At 48.2% G+C, this 24,925-nt stretch carries 19 protein-coding genes and 1 tRNA gene; 13 read left to right on the top strand and 7 right to left on the bottom strand.

The window, feature by feature from the left end:
- Positions 1–18: 18 nt before the first annotated feature.
- From PGRAT_RS22200 to PGRAT_RS22180, 4 genes are read right to left on the bottom strand one after another with little or no spacing between them, the layout of a single operon-like run.
- Positions 19–6,588 (bottom strand): N-6 DNA methylase, encoded by a 6,570-nt coding sequence (locus PGRAT_RS22200; protein WP_425311802.1) that lies wholly within the window; start codon positions 6,586–6,588, stop codon positions 19–21.
- A gap of 44 nt (positions 6,589–6,632) precedes the next feature.
- Complete coding sequence (locus PGRAT_RS22190) at positions 6,633–7,088, bottom strand: DUF6075 family protein (RefSeq protein WP_025705827.1); 456 nt, start codon at positions 7,086–7,088, stop codon at positions 6,633–6,635.
- Positions 7,072–8,142 (bottom strand): ParB N-terminal domain-containing protein, encoded by a 1,071-nt coding sequence (locus PGRAT_RS22185; protein WP_238326808.1) that lies wholly within the window; start codon positions 8,140–8,142, stop codon positions 7,072–7,074. The genes PGRAT_RS22190 and PGRAT_RS22185 overlap by 17 nt, the downstream gene beginning before the upstream one ends.
- Positions 8,111–8,923, bottom strand: coding sequence for a ParA family protein (locus PGRAT_RS22180; protein WP_025705825.1), 813 nt, complete (start codon positions 8,921–8,923; stop codon positions 8,111–8,113). The genes PGRAT_RS22185 and PGRAT_RS22180 overlap by 32 nt, the downstream gene beginning before the upstream one ends.
- Positions 8,924–9,154: 231 nt before the next feature.
- Here PGRAT_RS22180 and PGRAT_RS33410 point away from each other — a divergent pair.
- The 7 genes from PGRAT_RS33410 (at position 9,155) to PGRAT_RS34440 (ending at position 13,907) form a co-directional block, all read left to right on the top strand.
- Positions 9,155–9,240, top strand: a tRNA-Leu gene (locus tag PGRAT_RS33410).
- 261 nt (positions 9,241–9,501) lie between these two features.
- Positions 9,502–10,068, top strand: coding sequence for a MarR family winged helix-turn-helix transcriptional regulator (locus PGRAT_RS22175; RefSeq protein ID WP_025705824.1), 567 nt, complete (start codon positions 9,502–9,504; stop codon positions 10,066–10,068).
- Between the two features lie 108 nt (positions 10,069–10,176).
- Positions 10,177–10,686: a hypothetical protein gene (locus PGRAT_RS22170; protein WP_174469032.1), complete on the top strand. Its 510-nt coding sequence runs from the start codon at positions 10,177–10,179 to the stop codon at positions 10,684–10,686.
- Positions 10,683–11,549, top strand: coding sequence for an SDR family oxidoreductase (locus PGRAT_RS22165; protein WP_025705822.1), 867 nt, complete (start codon positions 10,683–10,685; stop codon positions 11,547–11,549). Before PGRAT_RS22170 ends, PGRAT_RS22165 begins: the two co-directional genes overlap by 4 nt.
- 157 nt (positions 11,550–11,706) lie before the next feature.
- Positions 11,707–12,159, top strand: a complete 453-nt coding sequence (locus PGRAT_RS22160) for a GNAT family N-acetyltransferase (RefSeq protein ID WP_025705821.1) — start codon at positions 11,707–11,709, stop codon at positions 12,157–12,159.
- A gap of 562 nt (positions 12,160–12,721) precedes the next feature.
- Positions 12,722–13,495: a helix-turn-helix domain-containing protein gene (locus tag PGRAT_RS31780; protein WP_025705820.1), complete on the top strand. Its 774-nt coding sequence runs from the start codon at positions 12,722–12,724 to the stop codon at positions 13,493–13,495.
- A 172-nt stretch (positions 13,496–13,667) separates the two neighbouring features.
- The gene (locus PGRAT_RS34440; RefSeq protein ID WP_025705819.1) at positions 13,668–13,907 is read left to right on the top strand and encodes a hypothetical protein; all 240 of its coding nucleotides are present in this window, start codon (positions 13,668–13,670) and stop codon (positions 13,905–13,907) included.
- A 178-nt stretch (positions 13,908–14,085) separates the two neighbouring features.
- Here PGRAT_RS34440 and PGRAT_RS22145 read toward each other — a convergent pair whose 3' ends face one another.
- Positions 14,086–15,231, bottom strand: coding sequence for a family 8 glycosyl hydrolase (locus PGRAT_RS22145; protein WP_025705818.1), 1,146 nt, complete (start codon positions 15,229–15,231; stop codon positions 14,086–14,088).
- A 243-nt stretch (positions 15,232–15,474) separates the two neighbouring features.
- On the opposite strand from PGRAT_RS22145, the gene PGRAT_RS22140 reads away from it, so the two are divergent.
- On the top strand, positions 15,475–16,902 hold the full coding sequence (locus PGRAT_RS22140) for a family 43 glycosylhydrolase (protein ID WP_025705817.1): 1,428 nt from the start codon (positions 15,475–15,477) through the stop codon (positions 16,900–16,902).
- Positions 16,903–17,532: 630 nt separating this feature from the next.
- Here PGRAT_RS22140 and PGRAT_RS33400 read toward each other — a convergent pair.
- A complete protein-coding gene (locus PGRAT_RS33400; protein WP_025705815.1) occupies positions 17,533–18,426 on the bottom strand; it encodes an AraC family transcriptional regulator in 894 nt (297 codons plus the stop codon).
- Between the two features lie 105 nt (positions 18,427–18,531).
- Between PGRAT_RS33400 and PGRAT_RS34435 the strand changes: the two genes are divergently transcribed.
- Both PGRAT_RS34435 and PGRAT_RS31260 read left to right on the top strand, forming a co-directional pair.
- Positions 18,532–19,179 carry a DUF4968 domain-containing protein gene (locus PGRAT_RS34435; RefSeq protein ID WP_238326807.1) on the top strand — a complete coding sequence of 216 codons (648 nt, stop codon included), beginning with the start codon at positions 18,532–18,534 and terminating at the stop codon, positions 19,177–19,179.
- Positions 19,097–20,956 (top strand): glycoside hydrolase family 31 protein, encoded by a 1,860-nt coding sequence (locus tag PGRAT_RS31260; protein WP_238326806.1) that lies wholly within the window; start codon positions 19,097–19,099, stop codon positions 20,954–20,956. Before PGRAT_RS34435 ends, PGRAT_RS31260 begins: the two co-directional genes overlap by 83 nt.
- Positions 20,957–21,074: 118 nt before the next feature.
- On the opposite strand, the gene PGRAT_RS22120 is transcribed toward PGRAT_RS31260, so the two are convergent.
- Positions 21,075–21,944, bottom strand: coding sequence for an AraC family transcriptional regulator (locus PGRAT_RS22120; protein ID WP_025705814.1), 870 nt, complete (start codon positions 21,942–21,944; stop codon positions 21,075–21,077).
- 131 nt (positions 21,945–22,075) lie between these two features.
- Here PGRAT_RS22120 and PGRAT_RS22115 point away from each other — a divergent pair, with 131 nt between their 5' ends.
- The 3 genes from PGRAT_RS22115 to PGRAT_RS22105 are packed head-to-tail and all read left to right on the top strand — an operon-like array spanning position 22,076 to position 24,911.
- A complete protein-coding gene (locus PGRAT_RS22115; protein ID WP_025705813.1) occupies positions 22,076–22,936 on the top strand; it encodes an amidohydrolase family protein in 861 nt (286 codons plus the stop codon).
- Positions 22,933–23,892 (top strand): aldo/keto reductase, encoded by a 960-nt coding sequence (locus PGRAT_RS22110; RefSeq protein WP_025705812.1) that lies wholly within the window; start codon positions 22,933–22,935, stop codon positions 23,890–23,892. The genes PGRAT_RS22115 and PGRAT_RS22110 overlap by 4 nt, the downstream gene beginning before the upstream one ends.
- Positions 23,892–24,911 (top strand): zinc-binding alcohol dehydrogenase family protein, encoded by a 1,020-nt coding sequence (locus PGRAT_RS22105; RefSeq protein WP_025705811.1) that lies wholly within the window; start codon positions 23,892–23,894, stop codon positions 24,909–24,911. The genes PGRAT_RS22110 and PGRAT_RS22105 overlap by 1 nt, the downstream gene beginning before the upstream one ends.
- The last annotated feature ends 14 nt before the right edge of the window (positions 24,912–24,925 follow it).

The following is a 24,925-nucleotide window of genomic DNA, read 5'->3' as shown; positions in this document are numbered from 1 at the left end:
AATGTACATTTGCAGCAGTTAGTAACCAATTTCATGAGAGTAATTATGATTCCGATCTTTTTCGGGAGTCTGGGATTCTTCTTTCATTATATGTTGATCTTGTTGTAACTCCTTAAATTCCAATGCTGTATTAATCTCTGACTGTCGTACTACAAGCTGCTGAAGTTGGTATTCCAACTCAAAGGGTTTACCTAATTCCTTTTGTGCTGCAGCAAGCTGCTCCAGCGTCTCGTTCTTATGCTGTATTGTGTCTTTAAGTAAGAACGGCATTTTCTCAATCATATTTTCGAGACGAGATATATTCCCCAGTGCTGATCCCCCAAGCTCTACGGAGTGCATTTCTGCTCCTTGGGCCCTTATATGGACGTTATCATAAATTGAACGGAAGAGAGAGAGTGGAAGACCTCGAAACTGGCCAATAACTTTAGTTGGTTGATCCCTCTCGGTTAGTTTGGCTAAACGAAGAAGTACTTCCCCGGCTTGTGTTCGTTCCTCATAAAGCTTTCCATCCAGCCGAATCATAAAATTCGGTTGATTATTTTGTTCTACTACTTGGATATCTGCTTGGAGTTTCTGAATTTTCTCCTCATACATCTCGAGCATCATAGGATACTGTTTGTGTATACGCTGTTCCAACATCGCCTGCTCATTCTGCCAATTTGTCTTCAGTAGCTTAAGCCGCATTACTTCATTATCGACCTCCATTTTTTCCGCCAGCATAGGATTGCCTACGGCGATGGCTTTAACTTCTGCAGCAGATAGGACGGTCTCATCGGCATCCTGACAAGATCGGGAAATACTCTTGCCGGTCATCACCTGGGAGATGTAGCTCAATTTCTGTTCTTGGATTTGCCACAGATAAGAGTCGAATGTCCCCTTTGTAACGTAGCGGAAAATCTGTACTACCTCGTTCATATTGCCTTGCCGTAAGATGCGGCCGTCGCGTTGGGTGATGTCCGAAGGACGCCAAGGGCAATCCAAATGATGTGCAGCGACAAGCCGACTTTGTACATTGGTGCCAGTGCCCATTTTTTGCGTGGAGCCTAGTAGCACACGGACCTCACCACGACGGACCTGTTCAAACAAGGCTTCCCGTGCCGCATCGGTATTAGCATCATGGATAAACGCTATTTCATGTTCCGGCACGCCACGCTGGATCAATTTTGTTTTGATTTCATCATAAACGTTAAATCGTCCGGGCTTTGGCGTACCACTATCACTAAAAATGACTTGTGTTAATTGTTCAGTCTGTGTTTCATTCCAGATATCAAAGATGTTCTCAATACATCGGTTCAGCTTAGATTCAATTTCGATCGGAGCATCTTCATGCACCAAACGAGGGTCAATAGACATCAGCTTTGCTTCGTGAGTGAGCTTCAGCATATTATCCTCACTGGCATCCACATCGTTATTGCGGATTTTTTCGGCGCGCTCCACGAATTCGTCCATCATTTTCTGCTGAAAAGGGGAGCATTCACTGACGAAGATGGTCGCCTTATCGCCGATTAATTTTGGTGTGGGAAGATTGAGCATATCTGCTGTTTGAATGTCAGCAACGAGTCGAAACATACTCATCAGTTCTGGCAAATTGTGAAACTTGGCAAACCGAGACTTCATCCGATAGCCGCTACCTTCTGGAGTAATTTCGAGAGAGGAGACCACCTCTCCAAATGTAGCCGCCCAGTTGTCAAAGAAGTCCAAACCTAGCCTTTGCAAAAGGCGGGGCTGAAGATAACGCTGCATAACGTACATCTCGGACATACTGTTGCTTATTGGGGTGCCGGTGGCGAACACAACACCACGTCCTTGATTAATTTCCTGCAGATACTGGCATTTGAGTAGCATATCGGTTGCGCGTTGACTACTAGATTTACCAATGCCGGCAACGTTACGCATCTTCGTAAAAGTGAAGCAGTTTTTGTAAGCATGAGCTTCATCGACAAAAAGCATATCTACACCAAGCTGTTCGAAGGTAAGAAGATCATCTTTTTTTCTTTCGTTGGCTAAACGTTCTAATCGAGATTTGAGGTTGTTCTCAAAAACAACCATTTGCTTGATACTCCAGTTGTCGCCTTTTTCTTTTTTGATTTGATTTATCATTTGGGAAACATTGCTGATTTCATTCTTTAAGAGCTGTTCCTGTCGCGCTCGTGAAATTGGAATTTTTTCAAATTGGCTGTGGCCAATAATGACGGCATCATACTCGCCCATTGCTATACGGGATACAAATCGTTGACGATTAGATAGCTCAAAGTCCTTTTTTGTAGTTACCAGGATGTTAGCGCTGGGGAAAAAACGTAAAAATTCATTTGCCCATTGTTCGGTAAGGTGGTTGGGAACACAATACATCGGCTTGTGAATCGCTCCGATGCGTTTGAGATACATCCCGGAGGCAATCATTGCAGCTGTTTTTCCAGCACCAACTTCATGCGCCATGAGTGCAGTCCCTGAATAAATAATTCGAGCTGCTACATCCTTTTGGTGTTTTCGTAGACTCATTTCTTCATTCATCGCCTGGAAAACGAGATGATCACCACTGTAAGCTCGCGGACGAATTGTGTTGAATTTTTCATTATAGATCGCAAGTAGATTATCTGCTCTTGTATTATCCCGAAATAACCAGGAAGCAAAGGCCTCTTTCATCTGCTGCTGTTTGGCACGGGCAATCATCGTTTCTTTGGCATTAACAACATACTTAACTTGCTCGTTACCGCTTGCATCTAAATAGGTAACGGGGTCGCGTATTGTAATGCTTTGAAGATTCAAGCTGCTTTCATAAATCTCATAAGCATTTGCTCGTCTCGTACCAAAGGTTTGATTGATCTTGATGGAGCCCGGTTCGATGTTTTTTCCTGAGACACGCCATGTGTTAGTGAATTCTAAATAATTTACATCTACAGTCTGCGAATTTCGCAGCACTTGGGAGGTCTCAAAAGTCTCATACATGAATTCCCGGTAGTAACGAACTGGAATCCATGGACTACCGATACGAAAATCAATGTCGCCGGGCAACAAGGGGGCCGGCTGCACACGGGCTAGAGCCTCTACATTTCGTTGAAACAAGTCGGGATGCTCTTGTGCCTTTAGTGTTGCATAAGACAACTTGTCCCGGACATTGCCGGATAAGTATTCCTCATCAAGTTCCCAACCTTCCTCTTCGTCACCACTATACTTTTGAGGATTCAGATAAATTCGTTCCCCGAGGGCTTCTTTTACTTCAGCAATACTCTGATTACACAAGTGGGCAATGTAGGCGAGGTCGATTCGTAAACGATGGTTTAAGCATATTTGCATTGCTTCCAGTGGATTGTCGGTATGCTCAGGCAGTGCATTAATTCGAATGGTTGGCCGGGTGAATATCGCGGCTTTGCTCCAGGTTTTCTCTGGTGTAAGATCCTCAATGGATCGAAGAAGTGGCAGTTGATCATCATCGGCAAAAGCAGAGGTATTCGCCCGATCATTAATATAACCGTGTTGCTGAACGAAGCTGTCATAAACATTATTAAGATGAGACTGGGCTTGTTGTAGTTCTGGGAGTTCGTATCCATACTCTCGGGATTGAATATTAATAACGTCCATCAGAGCTTGGCGTATACTGCATAATCCTTTTATGCGGTCTGCCTTTTTTCCCTGAATATTTTGCGGTAGAAGTAATCCATTCTCGCAGTAGAAGAGCTGACCTTGGTCTTCGATGAACGTGTAATTTTTGGTTCCCGGTGGAACTTTTCTGCTGACTGGTTCTTCGTCCTCTTCCCAAAGAGGAGAGAGCCTGTTTAGAGACTGTTCAGTTGAATGACGAACCAATTTAGGGAAGTTAGCCTGCAGGGATCCAAGCGCTTGCTGTAGAGTAGGAAGCGGAATTTGTTCTTCATCTGGGATACATGCGCTAGATTTTTCTGCGCCGTACATACCTCGATCCCACTGCATCTTTCCGAGCATCATATCGGGATGGGAAAGATAATAGCGATTAACAGGAATACCGTCGGAGGTCTCACCAATGTTAACCCATTCAGGCAGTTCTTCTTGGGAGAAGAGAAGGGAGGCCTCACGTTTCTGCAGAAACACGATATCCGTTGTAACTGTAGTACCCGCAAGGGATTGAAAGGTGGTGTTTGGCAATCGCACCATACCAATCAATTCGGCTTGTTGAGCAATGAGCTGGCGAACTGTTGAATCCTGTTTATCCATGGTTCCCTTACTAACGATATAGGCTAGCATGCCACCTGGCTTGAGTAATTCCAAAGAGCGGAGAAAAAAGTAATCATGGATAAGATGGCTACTGGTAAAGCGGCGATCATGAATACGGATATTATGAAACGGAATGTTGGAAAACATAGCATCAAAGCGCATTTCGCGCCAATCTACGCTCTCGAAGCCTTGTAGGTGTATAGATGCACTAGGGTAAAGCTGACGAGCAATTCGACCGGTAACTGAGTCTAATTCCACGCCGTGCAATTCCGCGTTCTCCCAATCCGTGGGGAGTACGGAGAAAAAGTTACCGCTGCCCATCGCAGGATCCAATATGCGTCGCCCTGTTCCTTCCGATAAACCGAAACGCTGAAAGGTAGCAAGGATGGTTTGGATAATCGCTTGTTCTGTATAGAAGGCGGTAATTGTTGAATTGCGGGCAGCTGCATACTCTTCTTCATCCAGTAATTGCTTCAGCTCAGCATATTCATTTTCCCAGCCCTTGGCTGAAGGGTGGAAAGCATTCGCTAGGCCACCCCAGCCCACGTAACCGGCTAAAATATGTTGTTGTTCCGGGCTGGCCTGCTGCTGTTCACTTTCCAACAGCTTAAGTAACTGTATGGCTTCTACGTTGCGCTTATATTTGCTCTTAGGACCCGATACATAAGGGGAGTGATCAGGATAAAAACGATAATTCACTGCAGGTGTTGGTAAGGAGATGGGCTGTGTTTCACTATCTGATTCTTCATGCAATGGAACGTTGCTATCCTGGTTTATATCTGGAGGATGATTTTCTATTTCATCATTCAGTGTAGTGTTTTCCATTGATGATTGCTCGGCAAAATCAAATAATGTCAATTCAGGCTCTGGCGGAGGAAAAGGAGCGAGTGCCTCATCATAGCGACCTTCCGTAATTAATTGAAGGAGGGTGTCACTTATTATCTTCCATTTATATTGCTCTTGATGGGATCCGCTTGAGTCTCTCCAATCAATCGTAACGCCTTTTCCATCGTACATATATCCAAATAAGCCATGTTCAAAATCGCCTCTAGCACCACTTATGCCATATAACGGTTTTAGAAATGCAATCAAATCGGCAGATTTCACTGGATGATGCTCAACCACAAACTGATAGATGTGCTGCTTTCTGGATTCAACACCTTTTCCGCTGGATAACAGAAAGATGAGCATTTCTTCTCCAGTTTGGCCGTGAGACAAATCAGAAGAAGTATTGGGCATAAAAAAAGAACCGCTATGTGGCGGTTCTGAACGGGTGGAAGTGACAATAGGCTCGATTATCTCGGTTTCAGCACGATGTCGTTCAAGACCAATTCCTCTGCCGTCGATTTGATCTGGTTCAGGTGGCGTGTCCGTTCCAGCGTATCGTCGGTCTTTGGCATCGGTCGAAGGCGGAGCAGCTGCTCGGTCATTTGCTCCATCCGTTCCAGTGCTTCCTGCTCGGCGTTGTGTAGCGTCTCCATGAGGATGCCTTGCATCAAGAGAATCTGGAAACGCTGCGGATGATTGTCCCGAAGATAACTCATTGCCATCCGACCGTACCTGCCCAAAGGCTGCTGGTCTACTTTGGCTTTGTTCGAAATGTTCAAGTTGGGATACAGCAGACCGTCGATTTCGCGATACGTCAGGTTTGGACTGTTCGGATTGTTCATTTTGCAAACTCCTTTCTGCTTCCATAATTTTAATATATCGAGCAATATCTCCTAGCAGGCTGCGGGCTAGAACATTGATTTGGTTGCCTAACCTTGCTGCCAACGGGAGCGTATGAAAATGAGTGATGGTGGTAAAGTCTACATTGTCGGGTTCAGGTAACTGACAGCGCTGATGAATAAGATAGCGAAGACTGTCCTTAACTAAATCTCCAATATGTTGTTCCAGACCTTGCAGAGGAACCGTTCCTAAGAAATGATCCTTGATATCAAGTTCGATATCCTGTAGCCAATCGTCTAATGAATTAAGAACAGCTGAATGTGTCATCTGAGAAATAGCCTCAGGTAAAATCAGCGTATCGTAAGAAGTGAGTCTTCCGGCTAGTTCTCCTGTGTCAATCTGATCTAGATTCCAAAGCTGCGGAGTGGGTTTGCCCGTTGTTTGTGATACATCAAACAGGTGACTTAATGTGGGGCTATTCCCCGAAGTGAAATCACAGACAGCAACACTCTTTTCACCCTTACGTACATACCTTCCCAACTGATTCCACAAAGATAAGGGAGCCAGCATGGTCGCATTTGGTCGTTGGTTATAGATCAGTAAAGTGTTATCAAAGGAATACTTGTAGATGGATGCTGCAAATTCTAAGTAGTCACGCCAAGCTTCTGCGCTGTGAGTAATGTCTGCAATAACAGATGAGTAAAGATCTCGTAGTTGATCCATACGGCTCATGACTGGCTCTCCTTTCTTTGGAACTGGGATAGGGAGGAGTAGAGTTAGATTTCCTGTTCATAAAAGCCCAGCATGTCTTTAGCATCCAGCAGGGAGAACGGGAGGGATGACTGATCAAGGGAGTGAGTATAATCTGCATACCGTAACTTAATGGATTCAAAAAAGTAAGGCATCAGGTTTGTATCAAACATGAAGTATGGGCTGTAATTCCGAGGACGGTCAGGATTCAACTCGCTATCACCGGTAAAGCCGTTGAACAAATTAAAGGCCAGCCGGGTGACTTTCAAGGTTGTGCCGGTTTGCCAGCCCTCTTGCAATCCTTCCAGTCGGATGCAGATATCTTGATGGTCGTAAAGATCTTTAATATGCTGACGCGTTTGTGGTGATAGGCCCAATGTGTAGAACAAAGATTTATGGTACGAATCTTGCGGTATATTGACCATTCGCAGATTGCCTTCATAGAATTGCTCATGCTCGATATCTCTAAAGTTCGGGTTCATGTTCATCGGCCTCCTTATCATTTTGGGCTGAAGCGTATTGTTGTTGATGTGAAAAATACATTTCAAGGGCCTTGTCGATAATCTGCTCGATCTCAGAAGCTTTGCTTTGGCTAGTAAAATATTTGGAAAAGACTTTATGCTTCAATTTGAATGGTGGCGGTGTTTGGTTACGTGGTTTTCGAGTTGCTTCACCAGATAAAATTTTATTGGTTTGCTCAGTGTTGAGCCTGCCGGAGTACCCTTGCAGTAGCTCTGATTTTTTCATATCCATCTTAAAGCCATTGTCATTAATGGATTGTTCGACTATGGATTGCTCACCCTCTGATAAATAAGACAGGTGAACGGCACAACGTAATGGCAACTCATCAGCATCGACACGCTGTTTTAATCGGGGAATCAATTTATCAATCCGCAATAGCCTGGAGACAGAATTTTTGGATAAACCATATTCTTGAGCCACCTTATCCCGACTGGTTGGCCTCTGCCCCATTGGGGCAGAAGTTTCATTTTCCTTGTTGTACTGTGGGTCTTCCAATCTTTTTAGCTCATCAATAATATCGTTGCGCTTCCCTTGTGAGAACATTTCAGAATGGCGTAAAGATAATACTTTTGCTTTTTCGGAAGGCAGCATATCACTAAAGGAACGCTGAAGCACATTGGTTTCCACAACATATAGCAGTGCTTCTTCATCAGACAAGTGCTCCTTAATAATGGAAGGAAGCTGTTCTAAGCCAACAAGGAGGGCAGCGTTCATACGATTATGTCCTGACAACATCTCGTACTCGTGGCCGGATTCATCTGGTTCAATTCTTCGAATGATAACCGGGACAAGTAGGCCGTTAGTTGAAATGCTGTCCACCATATCAGTCAGCCGCTCGCCTTCATATAAATGGAAAGGATGGTCTTTAAAAAATCTGATTTTATAGATAGGAATAGATTGAATAACTCCTTTCGAAGAAGGAGATCCTGATTCGTGAGGTGGCTGCTCTGAGAGTTTCAGTAGTTCATCAATACTTCCTAGCTTAGGAGTGATTCTTGGCTTGGGCATATTCATGTTGCATCAGCTCCTTTGCCAGATTTTGATAAGCTGCTGTTACCTTTGATTTAGGCAAATAAGTCATTAAGCTTTGGCTATAAAAGTTGGCTTCTCCGACTTTAACTGAGAGCGGGATTTGTGATGTAAAGATGCGGATGATTTCTCCGTAGTAGTCTTGAACCAATTTGTAAGCTTCTTTATATAAATTGGTTCGGGTATCACACATGGTCATTAAAATCCCGGCTATGCTAATCCGCGGGTTAATTCGTTTCTTTACCTTGATGATAATTTTCAGAAGCTGAGTTAAGCCTGTCGCTGACCATAACTGAGGATTTACCGGTATTAACACACTGTCGCTGGCAGCAAGAGCATTTATCGTAAGTAGACCAAGAGAAGGATTTGTGTCTATAATGATATAGTCATATCTTTGCTTCATTGATTCCAGCAATGTGGTGAGAGTCTTTTCACCACCCAATTCATCTCTTAAATTAATCTCAGCAACGGATAGTTCAATGTTGCTAGGGATGAGGTCTATATTGCCATGATTATGAATGTATTCATCAGGAGCCGGTAGGGGTTCGTCACTCATGAGGGCATTCATAATATTGAACATTGAAAATTTAAGCTGGTCTGGATTCTCGATTCCAAAGCACATACTTAGATTACCTTGTGGGTCGAAATCAACCAGCAGTACTTTCTTATCTTCATCGGATAAGGCGCATGCCAGATTGTAGGCGGTGGTTGTCTTGCCTGTACCACCTTTCTGATTGGCAATCGTGATAACGGTTGTTTGTGTCATTGTAAAAACCTCCCCGGAGGTTTGCTCCGAACATATTGTCAATGGTAGGGAGCGGGCTGTTCTCTCATTTTTCTCTCCGAGTTCTCTCGCAGTTCTCTCCAAAGGCTAAATTCGCTCTTCTTGTTAATTGTTGCCGGAAACCCTTGTGGCTTTAAGGGAAACACGAAAAACCGTAAAAATCCTTGATTCTACAAGGTTTTTTGCGGATTGTAGGTTCCCTTATATTCCACTGCAGGGGGTTAAAGTCCAAATGACTTCTGGGACTTAAAATCCTGCGGTACGTGAGTACCGTACGGGTTCGACCCCCGTCCTCGGCATACATAACAACAGTGTAAGGCGCATTCAACTGAATGCGCCGTTTCTTTGCATGCAGGTTATAAGGAGAATGTAAATCTTGGGTCGAATGAAGCATGTGACTTGGTGAGTTCTAGGCTTGCTCAAATCGACAAATTACCAAAGTGTTAGTGAATGATTGGACGTAAAAAAGCCCCGCAGCCTTTCTTCATATCTGGCAATGGTGTTAATGTGTTATAAAAATGTGTGTTGACAGAAAAGTAATTAGGGACCATACTATATGTATGAACAACAATCACAAAACAATACATGACATTGACGCTATTCCCTCGCTTGTACAATCCAAGCGTCAGATTGACCGCTATAACCTAGATATAGACGCACAGGCTATACTTGTCGCGTCTAGGCTAATGGCAGCGGGAGCCAAGCTTGCACATGCCTCGGAGATTCATTTCTCTAGATTCGGTTTATCAACAGGGCGATATCGTTTGTTGGCAGATCTTGAAGATAACGAAGGAGAAGAGTTGCCTTCGCAATTAGCGGAGCATCTAGGCGTTACACGTGCTACAGTGACTGGTCTTATCGACATCCTTGAACGGGATGGCTTAGTATCCAGGCGATTAAGCGCAGAAGATGGCCGTCAGAGATCGGTCATTTTGACGGAAGAAGGAGCGAAGAAGCTTCGTGAAATGGCTCCTGAGCATTTCGCCCGGCTGGAAGCAATGGTGGGCTTACTCAATATTGATGAGCGCAGCATATTTCTCGACTTGCTAGGCCGAGTTACACAAGGCATCTCAGCACTTACGGGCGAACTAGGCCCGAAACCAAAGGGAAACATCAGTAATGAGTAGAATGGGCTAGTGAAGCTAGCCTATTTTTACTCTTATATAGTTAGGTTCCTAATTATATCTCACTGAAAGCAATCGTTGAACTGTTTTATTGAAGAAGGGAGCAATTAAATGAACCAGATGAAATGCCCGAATCAGGCAGATGATATTTACGGCAGTAAGGCTGTTGGTTCCAAGAAAAAGACTTTTGTACTATGGCGTGAGGTTGTAATGGCCTATGCTGCTCCTGCGATTATGGCAGGCATCGGGGGATTGGTTACTGCAGACAGGGGTCTTCAAATAGGGGCATTGACTACAATCGGTGGTGCATCGGCCCTGATGGCCTTGATGATTGGCCTTTTGTTGTCCAGCCGGGTGGTCCATATGCAATGGGTCACCGGTACACCTCACTTGGTTATGGTAGGGGTGTTCGCATTGGCCGGGTCTATGTTTGGACTATGCGCGGCATGGGTGACATCTGGTTTACTGGAAATTATGATTCCGGGCAATCACTTGGCCTGGGTCGATCGTATCTGGATCGATTTCCCGTTGTCTGGATTTATAGCAAGCACGATAGTGACATGGCGGTGGCGTCTTGCCGTCACAACTAACTTTTCATCCAAAAGGAGAAGAAAAAAATGATAGTTATTATGGGAGCAACAGGTACGATAGGCAGTGCGCTGCTGGAACGTTTGATTGATCTTGGCGTACCTGCCAGGGCGCTGAGCAGAGAGCCAGAGAAGTTGCGTGATCAGATCGGAAAAAAGGGCCAGTCGACTATCGAGATCGCATTGGCGGATGCTTCCGGTCCCGAATCGCTGCGCTGCGCGTTTACAGGTGCTAGCCAGCTCTTTCTTGCCATGTCCAACAGTCCAAGACAAATCGAATTGGAAACTTCAATCATTCAGATTGCCGCTGAATCCGGAATCAATCACATTGTAAAAATATCCAGCCCTGCCTTTGAGCAGAGCTCTCCGGTGGCAGTAGCGGGCTGGCATCAAGCAATCGAGAAAACGCTGAAGGAATCGGGTCTGACCCACACCGTGTTGCGCCCTTATGCATTTATGCAAAACTTAATGCGCCTTGCACCAACGGTCACAACCCAAAATGTTTTTTTCGGCTCCATGGGCGATTCACCGTGTAACTTCATTGACTGCCGCGATATCGCAGATGTTGCCGCAGAAGCACTAACCAACCGCGAGGTAACAGGCCAAATATATACGCTTACCGGTTCAGAGGTTTTCAGTTATCCCCAGATCGCGAGTCAACTATCCGCCCTGCTTAACCGGCCGATAAGTTACATTAACCTGGAACCCAAAGTACTACTCCGTAATCTTATCGAGCACGGGCATATGCCCCCTTGGCTCGCGAACCATGTTGTAGAAATTCAAACCATGTCTACGGTGGTGCCAGAAAGTCCAAATGACACTGTGAAGCGTTTGCTCGGCAGAGAGCCACGCACGCTAGATGCCTTTCTGCATGAGTATGTAGAAAATTTCCGGTAGAGCGGAGTCCGCTTTTTTTGAAATTTGTGTCGTTAATGGGCAGTTATCCATAGTAATGTACACATCAACTTTATCAATATGTTAAGATTGGAAATATCATACACTGGAAGGATTTTCATCATAGGTAAGCAGCGTATCTGGAACGGAGTGAGAAAAAATGCAAATCCGAAAGTTACATGCCAATGAGGTACCGCCATATGAATTGCTATTGCTGGCTGATCCATCCCGAAAACTTGTTGAAGAATATCTTCAAAGAGGACAGTGTTTTATCGGCTCCCTGAATGACCAAATTATTGGAGTCTATGTTTTATTACCAACCAGACCCGACACAGTTGAATTAGTGAATGTAGCAGTTGATGAGAACCATCAAGGCAGAGGAGTCGGAAAACGGCTTGTAAAGCATGCTGTACAAATTGCCGCTGAATGGGGGTATAAAACCATTGAAGTTGGTACCGGAAATTCTGGCATAGGGCAGCTTGCCCTTTATCAGAAATGCGGATTTAGAATAACTGGGATAGACAGAGACTTTTTTATTAGACATTATAATGAAGAAATATTTGAAAACGGCATGCAAGTTATAGATATGATACGGCTATCACAAGATTTATAACCGACGTTTATTCTAATGGGATACTTAATTGAACAAGGAAAAATGCGGCCGCGTGAAAAGCTTCAATCTTTATACTTCAATTCAGAGGTACCCCGGCAGCCTTCCAAAAGGAACGGCTGCTTTTGATTGAACGGGCAGGATAGCCCACGATCCGCCATTCAGGCCAACGGATCAAGTACATTACCGTCAACGGTGACTTGCATAAGTTGCAGCAATATTGTATATCAATCCCCGGATGTGGATGATTTTGTAATTTGTTCGAATGGCAATACAAGATTAGGCAATAAAATGAGTGGATTAACGGACACATTAGTCGATAAACCAGCGGCAGCCAAGGACTTTATTTTTCAGTCCAAACTGACGCTGGTTTTTATCTTTAACCTTTCTCTTAAATTTAGCTTTGGTGACATATATGTTAATAAAAGAGAAATATCGCTAATTCACCACAGCCTTCTCTTCTCACTTTAGTTGTCTTTTACTCAACAACTGAGTAATGGTGATTTGCAAGCTGCTTGTAGTATCGTTTAAATAGAAGCTTCAAAAACTAAAAGGAGTAGTGATTATGCAAATTAGAATTGGCGAAAATCTTCGGAAACTTAGAATTCAGAATGAACTCACACAGGAAAAGCTTGCAGAGGTATTCGGCGTATCCCCTCAAGCAATTAGCCGTTGGGAGAATAGCTCTACTTATCCGGATGTAACTATGCTTCCAAGCATTGCAAATTACTATAATATATCCATTGATGAATTGATAGGAATGGATGATATTCGCAATGTCGAAAAAATGAACAAAACATTTTCTGTTGTACATGAATATGAGTCAAAAGGGAGGATTGACGAAGCTATTCATACGCTTAGAGAGGCAATAAAGGTATACCCTAACAATTGTGGATTTTTGTCTGAACTTGCATTAGCATTAACGATAAAAAATAATACGGATACAAAATCCGAGTTCGTTAAAGAAGCTATTTCCCTATCTGAACGTGTGTTATTGAGTAGTACAAATGAAAAAGTTCGATGCACAACTAAAGCAAATCTTTGCTTTCTTTATTTAAAAATAAATGAAAACGAAAAAGCAATAAAATTAGCTAAGACACTACCTCACGTTTGGGAGTGCCGAGAAATTCTATTACCTGAAATGTTCAATGAGGACGATTATGCTAGTGAATTGAAAAAAGGGATCAACACTGTTTTATCTGTCATCTGTGAGAAAATTGAAAATTCTAAAGAACATAAGCATTCAAGTGTTGATAAAATGATTGCTCTTGGACCGGATACAAATCCGAATAATAATATAAAAGGAAAAATAGAATTGCTAACGCGGTTCCTGTTGTAGCTTTGATCGGATGGGGAAGGAGAGAACGAAGAGAAGATCGCATGACTCTCATGTAAAAATGAGGGCAGTGAAAAAAGAACTGATTTTTGCAAGCCATCCTGCCAGGTGTCCGGCTAAACTTATAGGTGTCCACTAGTTGTGACGTTTCTATATAGAGCAAGGGGGCAATAAAATGATTGGTTTTCAGGACAGGCTGGTTTTTGAAAATAAATCCAATGACCTTCTGGCGGTCGGTGAACTGCTCATTGACATGATCTCCAATGAGTATGATGACACCTTTCAGTCTGCCGGATATATGAAGAGGGCGAAGCGGAGGGGAATGCCGCTGATGACGGCACATCCGGCGGGCCGGACCTGTACGCAGTGCGGGAGTGAAGCTTGGCCCTCGTTTTTGTCAACACGGGAGAAGTGAAGTGAAAATGTGAGCGTTGTGAATAGATATTGGTAGGGATTGCGCATCGGAACAGAACCAACGAATGGCTCGGATGGGTTTGTGAGAACTCCGGTTCATGCCCCCCAAAAAAATCGCTCTTTAGGGGATGGGGGACTATGCCTCCGTTCTCCTGTAAAGAGCGATTTTTTGTGTCAATTTAGATATAAATACGGTAGTTACCGCTTAGGGCCAGCATACTGAAAAAGTATAGGCAGTTGTCGTAATACCGGCGGCCCCCGGTGCGCAGTGGGGTATTCCAGAACAGCTTGACATAGTGTCCGGCATCCGGTCCATCGGCAGCGAGCGAGGCCATGGCCAGCGTTGCCAGAAGGCCGACCGGATGCAGGGACGGCTCCTCAAAAGGCTGGCCGTCAATGGTGTAGCGCCGGTAATCGGCGACCTCTATATCCCGGAAAAAGGCCTGAATCCGGTTGGACTGCCCTGCCTGCCAAGGGTCGCAGCGGAACCATTCATAGTCCAGCCCGATGTTGGCCGCAACCCGGTAAGCATCACTGAAGAAGTGGCGGAAGTCTCCATGCGGCTGGGGTTCAGCCGGGGTTCCGTCATAGTTGGCATATTCGGGGGATAGGCCGGTTTCCGGGTGGCAGGCCTTTTGCAGATAGGCTCTGCTTCTGGCCGCGGCTTCCTTCCAGAAAGCCCTGTCCTGTTCATCTGCCTGCAGGGCAAATAATTCATAGAAATGGGGCAGATGGTAGGATGGATCGCTGAAAGGGGTCTCAGGAACAAATTTTATCAGCTTGGTTGCCGGGTCCCACATCGGATCGCCTTCTCCGTCTTCCCCTTTATGCACACAGGCGCGGAGAATGATCTTGGCCTGCTCGGAATAGTTGAACGGTTCGGTGCGGTCACCCCAGCGCTTGGAGGCAAAGAACAGCGCCATTGCGAAAAATTCTTCCCCGTCCGGCGCCGGACCGGGCGACAGCCGTGTTCCGTCCAGCTTGCAGTGCCAGGCAAAATAATCCTTGTAACGGCCTTCCGTATGCTGCATGTATACCTTTGCGAACTTCCAGAGCCGGTCGAATTCTTCCTGTTTGTCCATTTGAACAGCCATCATCATTCCGTAGGACATGCCTTCTGTCCGCACATCGGTATTGCCCGTATCCACGATATATCCCTTATCGTCACCCATAGGATGGTAGATTCGGACATCGGGCGCGCCGTAGAACAATTCGTTCCAGGTGTCGTCAAGCTTTTGCCGGACAGCCTCTTCCGCCATTCCATTTTCGAGAAACAGGTTTCTGTATTCTCCTGTATAGAAGGAGCCTTCTGTGAAGATATTCATAACAATCCTCCAATGGATAGGGTTTTGCCCAAAGTATAACATAACCCGAACTATAGAAATTAAAGCGTTTTCCTTAAAATTTATAGGTCATTCAGACTGAGACGATAACCTTAGAATAGATCAATGTTAAGTGGCTATACGTCATGGACTTCGGTTAAGGCGCATCACTATACTGTAAGGGATAAACCGTGAAGCTAAAAAAATGTAAGGGTGATGGTTATGCGCAACAAGGGTGAAATTACGATGGCAAAAAAACAGGGATTCAATCCGTATCTCCCCTCCTGGGAATATATCCCCGACGGCGAGCCGTATGTTTTTGAAGGCAGAGTGTATGTGTATGGCTCGCATGACCGTTTCAACGGACATGCTTTTTGCTTGAATGACTATGCCTGCTGGTCGGCACCGGAAGACAATCTGGCCGATTGGCAATATGAAGGCGTCATCTACCGGACTACGGATGATCCGCTTAACCGTGAAGGGAGCATGTGTCTGTATGCACCCGATGTCACCGTAGGACCGGATGGGCGGTATTATCTCTATTATGTACTGGACAAGGTTCCGGTCGTTTCGGTGGCGGTCTGCGACAAGCCGGGCGGCAAGTACGAGTTCTACGGCTATGTCAGATATGCCGATGGAACACGCTTTGGCGAGCGGGAAGGCGACGAACCGCAGTTTGACCCCGGCGTACTGACCGAAGGAGAGAACACCTACCTCTACACCGGATTCTGCGCGTATGGAGATTCATCCAGACATGGCGCAATGGCAACGGTGCTTGGTCCGGATATGCTCACAATTGTAGAAGAACCTGTATTTGTTGCGCCTAGCCAGCCCTACAGCAAGGGGAGCGGATTTGAAGGTTACGAGTTCTTTGAAGCGCCTTCCATCCGCAAAAGGGGAGATACCTACTATCTGATCTATTCCTCAATCTCCATGCATGAGCTGTGCTATGCGACCAGCAAGCATCCGACCCGAGGCTTCACCTACCAGGGAGTCATTGTCAGCAATTGCGATCTTCATATCGATACGTACAAGCCGGCGGATCAGCCGATGTATTACGGCGGCAATAACCATGGCAGCATCGCCCAAATCAACGGTGAATGGTACATTTTTTATCACCGTCACACCAATGGGACGGCGTTCTGCCGGCAGGGCTGCATCGAAAGGATTGAATTCCGCGGGGACGGCACTATTCCCCAGGTGGAGATTACATCCTGCGGTCCAAACGGAGGGCCGCTCGAAGGCCGGGGGGAATATCCGGCATACCTGGCCTGTCATTTGTTCTGCAAAGATCAGGAAATGTACACCGGAGGCTTTGGTCCTATGGGAGCATGGATGGATAGCCGGTTTCCGAAGATTACCCAGGACGGCAGGGACGGCGATGAGGAAACCGGCTATATTGCCAATATGACGGATTCGGCTACCGCCGGGTTTAAATATTTCAAGTGTGAGGGAGTCACCCGAATCAAAATCAAGGTGCGAGGGTATTGCCAGGGCGAGTTCGAAGTGAAGATGTCTTGGGACGGACCGGCACTGGGGCGGATACCGGTAGGCTTTACGAATGTCTGGAAGGAATACGCAACGGAAGCGGCCATTCCCGACGGCGTACAAGCACTATATTTGACGTATACCGGCCACGGCGGTGCCAGTCTGGCTTCATTTACTTTGGAATAGAATAGCCGGGAGCGCAATCCGAATACGCATTGAACAAGAAAGCAGCATCCGGAGATTCTCCGGTGCTGCTTTCTTGTTATTGTGCTTCAAACCCGATAAGAAGCTAAAAGCGGGAGGCGCTGGGGGCGTGGTGTGGGGAGCGTGTGGAGCGTGTGGAGCGTGTGGAGAGCTGGAAGCGTGGAAAGCTTAGGAAACTCGGGAAGCGTGGGGAGCGGAGGGAAGCCTATTGACTACCCTCACATTGGCAGCCAAGCCCTGTTAGTTACCACCCAATGGCAGCAGTCACGCAGCTGGAGAGTTGTTTTCAGCATGTGGAGCAGTGCGGACAGAGGAGCCATTATTTTGCCGAAAAGTGTGCTTATTCAGGAGATACGGACTCAGGAGACCTTATATTGTAGGTTTGGAGGCAAAAGGAGAGGGAAACAGTCCAATAACGGCATCTGAGTCCGCATGGCTTGGTGAATATGGTTACTTACGGCCAGGCCATATGAAAATCAAAAGTTATGCTTAGTTAGAAAACGTAATTGCTTAGGTTGAATGCAGAATGAGAGGGGAGCATCGCACAAGGCAGAATCCTCACCCGTTCTTCTGTCTGTCCCCGCCGTCACGGAGCAATGGAGTTTGCCATCGCTAAAGACCGGAAGAATAACGGGCCTTGTAGTCCGAAGGCGTCATACTCATATAAAATTTGAACCATTTGGAAAAGTAGCTGACATGCTGATAGCCTGACTCCAGGGCGGCCTCCAATACATTGTACGATCCGCTGCGGAGGAGACTGGCCGCTTTGTTGATGCGGATATAGTTCAAATATTCCATCGGCCGCATTCCTGTCAGGGTTTTGAAAAAAGTACAGAAATGGGAGCGGCTAAGCGACACCACGGAAGCAAGCTGATCCAGCTCCAGCTTCTCGCTTGAATGCGCCTCCATATAAGCCAGTACTTGCTTGATTTGCCGGTTGTATTCCCGCCCGTGGCGGCTTCCCGGCGCATTGCTGCTCTCCATCAGCCCGTACTGGTAAATATCCGCAATGAACTGCAGCAGGAGGCCCTTCAAGCTCATTTCATAAGCGGTGGATCGGCGCTCATAGCGGCTCAGCAGTTCCCGTACCCAATCGAGTAATTTAGAGTGGACTTCGTCTGCAGCAGATAACAGGGCAGGCAGCCTGGCCGTTCCCTGCAGGATGAGGTCAAAGTATAATTCCTGAATCCGGTCCGATTGCGGAGAAGACAGCCAAGATAATCGGAAGACGATGGAAGAATAGCAAGTGCCGTCACAGGCAGTGCCAATCCCCGAATGGAGTTCCCCGGGATGAACGATCAATGCTTCCCCGGCTTGAACGGCGAACTCACGGTCTTCGATATTGAAGACGGCAGTCCCTCTGGCCAGATAGATAATCTCCATTTCATTATGCCAATGCACAGGAAGAATGGAATGAACGCTGGCCTGATGCTCCACGTGGTAGATATGAAGCGGAAATTCAGGCTGGCCGTGCAGCTTGACCTCCCGGTAACGGTGTTCGAACATCTTATCCTCCTGCAAATCGTAATATTGTGTCTGTAATCCGCAAATATAGGTTAGATTATTCGGCATCAACAATAGCAAAATTATGAGGAAGGGTAGGGATAAGTTGTGAAACTGAAGCATGTGCATTCCTGTTCGGATGGCGTCAGGCTGGAGACTGCAGAAGGAATCATGCATATCGCTTTTTGCACACCGGGCATTGCCAGAATTCGTTATACTCTGGATTCGGAGCTAAGCAGGAAAGAAAGCCTTGTGGTGGTGAGCCGCCCGAAGGCGGAGAGTGTGGGGTGGACGGTTGCGGACCAGCACGGCCATCTGGAAATCTCGACAGCGCTGCTTACGATTCAGGTGGACAAGCTGACCTGTGCTTTCAGTTATTGGGATGCAAATGGCAAGCTGCTGACCAAGGAACCGGCAAGAGGCGGCAAAACGCTGGAGCGGACGGAGGTATACCGTACGGTCTTCGATGCTTCGGCGGATAAGGTTGAAACCGATCAGGGGGCGGACGGCCTGCGTGCAAGAGCGGAAGGGATCAACCGCAGGCTTGACAGACAAGCCTATCATACGAAGCTGGAATTCGAATGGCAGGAGGGCGAGGCCCTGTATGGACTTGGCTCCCATGAAGAGGGGATGATGAATCCGGGGCCGGCATCAATATTTGTACCAGCAAAATATGAAAGCGGTTGTCCCGGTTCTTGTATCTACGCGCGGTTACGGGATTTTGGTAGACTCCTATTCGTACATGACCTTCCATGATGATGCATTCGGCTCCTATCTCTGGACGGATGTGGATGAGGAAATGGATTATTATGTGATTTACGGCCCGGAGTTCGATCAGATTATTGCCGGAATTCGGCATTTGACGGGGGAAGCGCCGATGCTTCCGAAATGGTCTTACGGGTATGTGCAATCCAAGGAACGGTACATTTCCCAGGAGGAATTGATTGCCACCGTGCAGGAGTATCGTGACCGTTCGCTTCCTCTCGATTGCATCGTTCTGGATTGGCAGTCGTGGCCGGGCAGTTTATGGGGACAAAAGACGTTTGATCCCGAACGGTTCCCGGACCCCTCGCAAATGATGCACAGCTTGCATGCACTGAATGCCAAGCTGATGATATCCATATGGCCGATTATGGGCGCCGGCGGTGATAACCACCAAGAAATGAGCGGGCGCGGTTTCCTGCTCGGCAATCAGGCCACATATGACGCCTTCCGGGAGGAAGCGCGTGAGCTGTACTGGAAGCAGGCCGATACCGGACTGTTCTCCCATGGGATTGATGCCTGGTGGTGCGACTGCACCGAGCCGTTCGAGGCCGACTGGAAGGGAGCGGTGAAGCCGGAGCCGGAGCAGCGCATGCTCATTAACACGGCAGAGTCCAAGCGTTATCTCGATCCGGGGGTGATCAATGCCTATTCGCTGCTGCATTCCAAAGGCATCTATGAAGGCCAGCGAGCTGCGACCACGGGCAAACGGGTCGTGAATCTGACGCGCTCCGCTTTTGCCGGGCAGCACCGTTACGGCACGATTACATGGTCGGGAGATATAGCAGCCAATTGGGAGACGCTGCGGAGGCAGATTGCAGACGGCCTTAACTTTTGCGTTACAGGTTCCCCTTACTGGACACTGGATATCGGCGCGTTCTTCGTGCGCAAGCACAAGGAGCAATGGTTCTGGAACGGGGATTATGACGAAGGGGCCGCCGATCTTGGTTATCGTGAGCTGTATGTCCGCTGGTTCCAGCTGGGGGCCTTACTGCCCATGTTCCGTTCCCATGGAACTGATACGCCAAGAGAGGTGTGGCAGTTCGGCGAAGAGGGCGAGCTGGTGTACGATACGCTGGTGAAGTATCTGAAGCTCCGCTACAAGCTGATGCCATATATCTATTCTATGGCAGGGGCCGTCGCCCATCGCAATGATACGATGCTCCGTGCGCTGGCTTTTGATTACCGGGAAGATGTGCAGGTCCATTCGATAGGCGATCAGTTCATGTTCGGTCCGGCCTTCCTGGTTGCCCCCGTCACGGCTCCGATGTATTATGGTCCCGGCTCCCGCGAGCTCCAGGGAATTGACAAGCAGCGCAGTGTCTACCTGCCTGCCGGTGAATGGTACGATTACTGGAGCGATGAACGGATGGAGGGCGGCTTGACGATTGAAGCCAAGGCCGATTTGGGGACAATTCCCCTCTTTGTCCGTGCCGGCTCGATTGTTCCGCTTGGCCCGGATGTTCAATATGCGGATGAACAGCCGGATGCGAGGATTGGCTTGAAGGTATATGCCGGCAAGGATGCCTCATTCACACTGTATGAAGATGAAGGGGATAACTATAATTATGAGAACGGCTCGTACGCCACAATTGAGCTGAAGTGGAGCGAAGCGGACCGTACCTTGACGATTGGGAAGCGCAGCGGAAGCTACGCGGGTATGCCTGCGGCCAGAGCATTTGCGGTAGAGATCGCCGGCATACCGGGAAGATGCATCGTAACTTATCATAGAGAAGCTGTAGCTGTCAGGGAAGAAGACCTGAAGAGCTAGCACGGGTCCGCCAAGGTTCACAGCATTGTGTTGGACGAGAGAGCTTCATGCAGCAGAAGGCCAGCTGGTTCTCCCCTGCGCAGGATGGCAGCACGGCGTATTAAGAACAATGAGTGGCTCATTGCGGCCGGTTGCCCTTCCGGTAGGCGGCGGGAGTCATGTCTGTATATTTTTTAAACGTGCGGTAAAAATGGGGCATACTCTCAAAGCCGCAGGCCATAGCAATGTGCTCAACTTTGTCGTTGGACTGGAGCAAGCTGTCCTTGGCTGCAAAAATCCGCTTGGTCGAAATATAACCGGTCGCGTTCATACCCAGCCGCTGCTTGAAGACGCGGCTGAAATGGGCCGGAGATACAGCCGCCCTTTTCGCCAGCACGTTAAGCTCCAGCGGCTGGTCCAGGTGGTCGTTGATGTAGGCGAGCGCTTCACGGAACCAATCCGGGACCAATGCGTTCGGGGCGCCCGGCTCGGCGGTCTGCGGCAAGCAGTACCGGTTTAAGTGAAGCAGCGCGAGATGGAGCAGCAGCGCCATGGCATGGCCGCCGTCCGGCCGCTTCATCTCCCATTCATGATGGATAGCATCGATATCGCTTTCTACTATTTTGGCGTGTTCAGGAGGCAGAGTATATTTGTACCGCTTGTTCTTTTTGGCTGCATCAAACAGCTTCAGATAGGCGTATGCCTCGCTGAATGCGTTGTTATGAACAAGGTAGGGGCTGAAAAAAACGGCGGAGGACGTCACCGGCTCCTCTTTGTCGGGAAATCCCCGGTGCACCGTATTTCCGGGAACGACGATGACGTCGCCCCGGCGCATTTCGTAAAACGTCTGATCAATAAAAAATGTCCCTTTTCCCCGGTAGATGTATACGAACTCATACCAGTGATGCTGATGGTCGGGAAGTTCTCGCTGCGGGCTTTTCGTTTCCTTGTAGTCCAATAGCAGAGAAAACGGCAACTCGTTGTCAAAAACCTTACGGACCGGTTTCATTGCCCCGCCTCCTTTGTTGTACCTAAAGATTCTTACAGTCATCATATCAAAATAAGGTATAAATTTGTTTGTTTAAGCTATTTTTATTCTTTTATCGGATGTTTAAAATAAGATGGAATGGAGGTGGGGTGATGCGTATTGACGCTCATCAGCATTATTGGAAGATAGATAGAAACGATTACGGATGGATTACACCCGAAATTCCGGTGCTGTTCCGGGATTATCAGCCCTCTGACCTTGAACCGCATTTGCAAAAACACGGGATCAGCCGCACGATTTTGGTACAGGCTGCGCCCACGGTGGAGGAGACCGAATATATTCTTGGATTAAGCGAAAAAGCCGATTCCATAGCTGGGGTGGTCGGTTGGCTGGACCTTGAGAACCCGTCATTCAAAGCGCAATACCGGCGCTTCCGCAAGCATCTGAAATTCACCGGGATTCGCGTGATGATACAGGAGATGGACGATCCCCGCCTCCTTTTATCTACCCCCTATTTAGAAGCGCTTTCATATTTTGCGGAAGAGGACCTTCCCGTTGACCTGCTTGTGCTGGCGGATCAGCTCCCGCAGGTTGTTGAACTGCTGGAACGGGTTCCCGGACTGAGAGGCGTCATCGACCATCTGGCGAAGCCGCCGGTTGCTTCGGGCCGATTGGAGCCGTGGCGAAGCCATATGACGGAAATTGCGCAGCACCCCGGCATTTACTGCAAGCTGTCCGGGATGGTGACGGAGGCTGATTCCCAGGACTGGAAGCAGGAGGATTTCACGGCTTATGTACATGCAGCGCTGGACCTGTTTGGACCGGACAGGCTAATGTTCGGCAGCGATTGGCCCGTATGCCTCATGGCTGCAACCTATGATGAGGTGGTTGAGGTCTTGCGGCAAGCCCTGCAGGAGCGGCTGTCGCCGCAAGAGATGGAGCCCATCTTCGGCGCGAATGCGGCGGGATTTTACAAGTTGAATTCACAATCTATTGGAGGTTTAACGATATGAAATACAGAAAGCTGGGGAATACAGGGCTGGACGTCTCTGTGCTAAGCTATGGGGCTTCTTCGCTGGGAAGCGTATTTCGGGATGTTCCCAAGGAAGAGGGAATCCGTACGGTTCATACGGCTATCGACATGGGGATTAATCTGATTGATGTATCTCCGTACTACGGGTTGACGAAGGCAGAGACGGTGCTGGGAGAGGCACTGCGGACGGTTCCGCGGGACCGGTACATGATAAGTACGAAGGCCGGGCGTTACGGCCAGGATGAGTTCGATTTCTCCAGGGAACGGGTAATCCGCAGCGCGGAAGAAAGCATGCGCCGTCTGGGAACGGATTATCTGGATATTTTACTGCTGCACGATATCGAATTCGGCCGGGTGGAGCAGGTGATGGAGGAAGCGGTTCCGGCTCTGGAGGAATTGAAGCAATCGGGGAAGATCCGTTACTTCGGCGTGACCGGCCTGCCCTTGAATATCTTCGGCAGGGTGCTCTCACGTACCGCTCTGGATGTGATTTTGTCGTATTGCCATTATTCCCTGAACGATACCACGCTGCTTCGTCTGCTTCCGCTGCTGGAGCAGCAGGGAACCGGACTGATGAATGCGTCGCCCATTTCCATGGGCCTGCTGAGTAACCGCCAGGTGCCTGACTGGCATCCGGCTAGCGGGGACATCCAGGCTGCCTGTAAGCGGGCGGCCGAATATTGCCGGGACAAGGGAGAGGACATTGCGAAGCTGGCGGTCCAGTTCTCCACAGCGAATGAACAGATTCCGACAACACTCGTAAGTACGGCAACACCGGCAAATATCCGCAACAATATTTTGTGGACGGAAGAGCCGGTGGATGAACAATTACTGGAGGAAGTGCTGGAGATCCTGAAGCCGATCAACGGCGCAACGTGGCCGAGCGGCCGTCCGGAGTGGAACGAAGAGCGGGATCAGAACGGGGAGCGGTTATAATGAAGGGGATTATCTGTGAAGAAATCGGGAAATTTGTGTTCAGGGAGGATCTGCCGGAGCCGGAGCTCCAGGCCGGTGAAGCGATTGTGAGGATTCGGCGGATCGGCATTTGCGGTACCGATCTCCACGCTTACCGGGGCAATCAGCCTTATTTCACCTATCCGCGCGTGCTTGGGCATGAGCTGTCCGGAACGATTGAGCACATCGGCGACAACCCGGAGGGACTGCGGGCCGGTGACCAGGTCAGTGTCATTCCCTATCTTCATTGCGGCGAGTGCCGGGCCTGCCAGAGCGGCAAAACCAACTGCTGCCAGAATATGAGAGTGTTCGGCGTTCATTTGGACGGCGGAATGCGGGAACGGGTAGCCTTGCCTGTACAAAATCTGCTGAAAACGGAAGGGCTGACGCTGGATCAGGCGGCGATGCTGGAGCCGCTGGCCATCGGTGCGCATGCCGTCCGGCGGTCCGGACTTGGCGCATACGATCAAGTCCTGGTTATCGGAGCCGGTCCGATCGGGCTGGGCGTGATGGCGATGGCCAGATACGCCGGTGCGAAGGTGATCGCCATGGACGTAAACGACGAACGTCTGGATTTCTGCAAGGAATGGGCACAGGCGGAGCATACGGTGAGCGCGCTCCGGGAGCCGAAGGGGCAGTTATCCAAGCTTACCGGAGGCAGCTTCCTGCCACATGTCATCGATTCCACCGGTAATATCTCATCCATGGAAGGTGCGTTTGGGCTTGCCGGCCACGGGGGAACGCTGACCTATGTGGGATTGGTGAAGGGCATGATTACCTTCAATGATCCCGATTTTCATGCGCGTGAAATGACGGTGCAGGGCAGCAGAAATGCCACCCGGGAGGACTTTGAGCGCGTGCTTAATGCCATCAGGGACGGTTACATCGATGTCAGCCGCTACGTTTCCCACCGCAGCAGGTTCGAAGATATGATCGGCCAGTTTGAGGACTGGCTAAAGCCTGAATCAAGGGTGATTAAGGCGCTGGTAGAACTGGACTAATCACGATGCTATAT

The organism is Paenibacillus graminis, from assembly GCF_000758705.1.
GTDB classification, from domain to species: Bacteria; Bacillota; Bacilli; order Paenibacillales; family Paenibacillaceae; genus Paenibacillus_AQ; species Paenibacillus_AQ graminis.
This window is presented reverse-complemented; position numbering and strand designations above follow the sequence as displayed.

Coding starts and splice junctions, on each gene's coding strand:
- PGRAT_RS22200 (WP_425311802.1), bottom strand. CDS start 6,588: ATGAGCCGTATGGATCAACTACGAGATCTTTACTCATCTGTTATTGCA.
- PGRAT_RS22190 (WP_025705827.1), bottom strand. CDS start 7,088: ATGAACCCGAACTTTAGAGATATCGAGCATGAGCAATTCTATGAAGGC.
- PGRAT_RS22185 (WP_238326808.1), bottom strand. CDS start 8,142: ATGAATATGCCCAAGCCAAGAATCACTCCTAAGCTAGGAAGTATTGAT.
- PGRAT_RS22180 (WP_025705825.1), bottom strand. CDS start 8,923: ATGACACAAACAACCGTTATCACGATTGCCAATCAGAAAGGTGGTACA.
- PGRAT_RS22175 (WP_025705824.1), top strand. CDS start 9,502: ATGAACAACAATCACAAAACAATACATGACATTGACGCTATTCCCTCG.
- PGRAT_RS22170 (WP_174469032.1), top strand. CDS start 10,177: ATGAACCAGATGAAATGCCCGAATCAGGCAGATGATATTTACGGCAGT.
- PGRAT_RS22165 (WP_025705822.1), top strand. CDS start 10,683: ATGATAGTTATTATGGGAGCAACAGGTACGATAGGCAGTGCGCTGCTG.
- PGRAT_RS22160 (WP_025705821.1), top strand. CDS start 11,707: ATGCAAATCCGAAAGTTACATGCCAATGAGGTACCGCCATATGAATTG.
- PGRAT_RS31780 (WP_025705820.1), top strand. CDS start 12,722: ATGCAAATTAGAATTGGCGAAAATCTTCGGAAACTTAGAATTCAGAAT.
- PGRAT_RS34440 (WP_025705819.1), top strand. CDS start 13,668: ATGATTGGTTTTCAGGACAGGCTGGTTTTTGAAAATAAATCCAATGAC.
- PGRAT_RS22145 (WP_025705818.1), bottom strand. CDS start 15,231: ATGAATATCTTCACAGAAGGCTCCTTCTATACAGGAGAATACAGAAAC.
- PGRAT_RS22140 (WP_025705817.1), top strand. CDS start 15,475: ATGGCAAAAAAACAGGGATTCAATCCGTATCTCCCCTCCTGGGAATAT.
- PGRAT_RS33400 (WP_025705815.1), bottom strand. CDS start 18,426: ATGTTCGAACACCGTTACCGGGAGGTCAAGCTGCACGGCCAGCCTGAA.
- PGRAT_RS31260 (WP_238326806.1), top strand. CDS start 19,097: ATGAAAGCGGTTGTCCCGGTTCTTGTATCTACGCGCGGTTACGGGATT.
- PGRAT_RS22120 (WP_025705814.1), bottom strand. CDS start 21,944: ATGAAACCGGTCCGTAAGGTTTTTGACAACGAGTTGCCGTTTTCTCTG.
- PGRAT_RS22115 (WP_025705813.1), top strand. CDS start 22,076: ATGCGTATTGACGCTCATCAGCATTATTGGAAGATAGATAGAAACGAT.
- PGRAT_RS22110 (WP_025705812.1), top strand. CDS start 22,933: ATGAAATACAGAAAGCTGGGGAATACAGGGCTGGACGTCTCTGTGCTA.
- PGRAT_RS22105 (WP_025705811.1), top strand. CDS start 23,892: ATGAAGGGGATTATCTGTGAAGAAATCGGGAAATTTGTGTTCAGGGAG.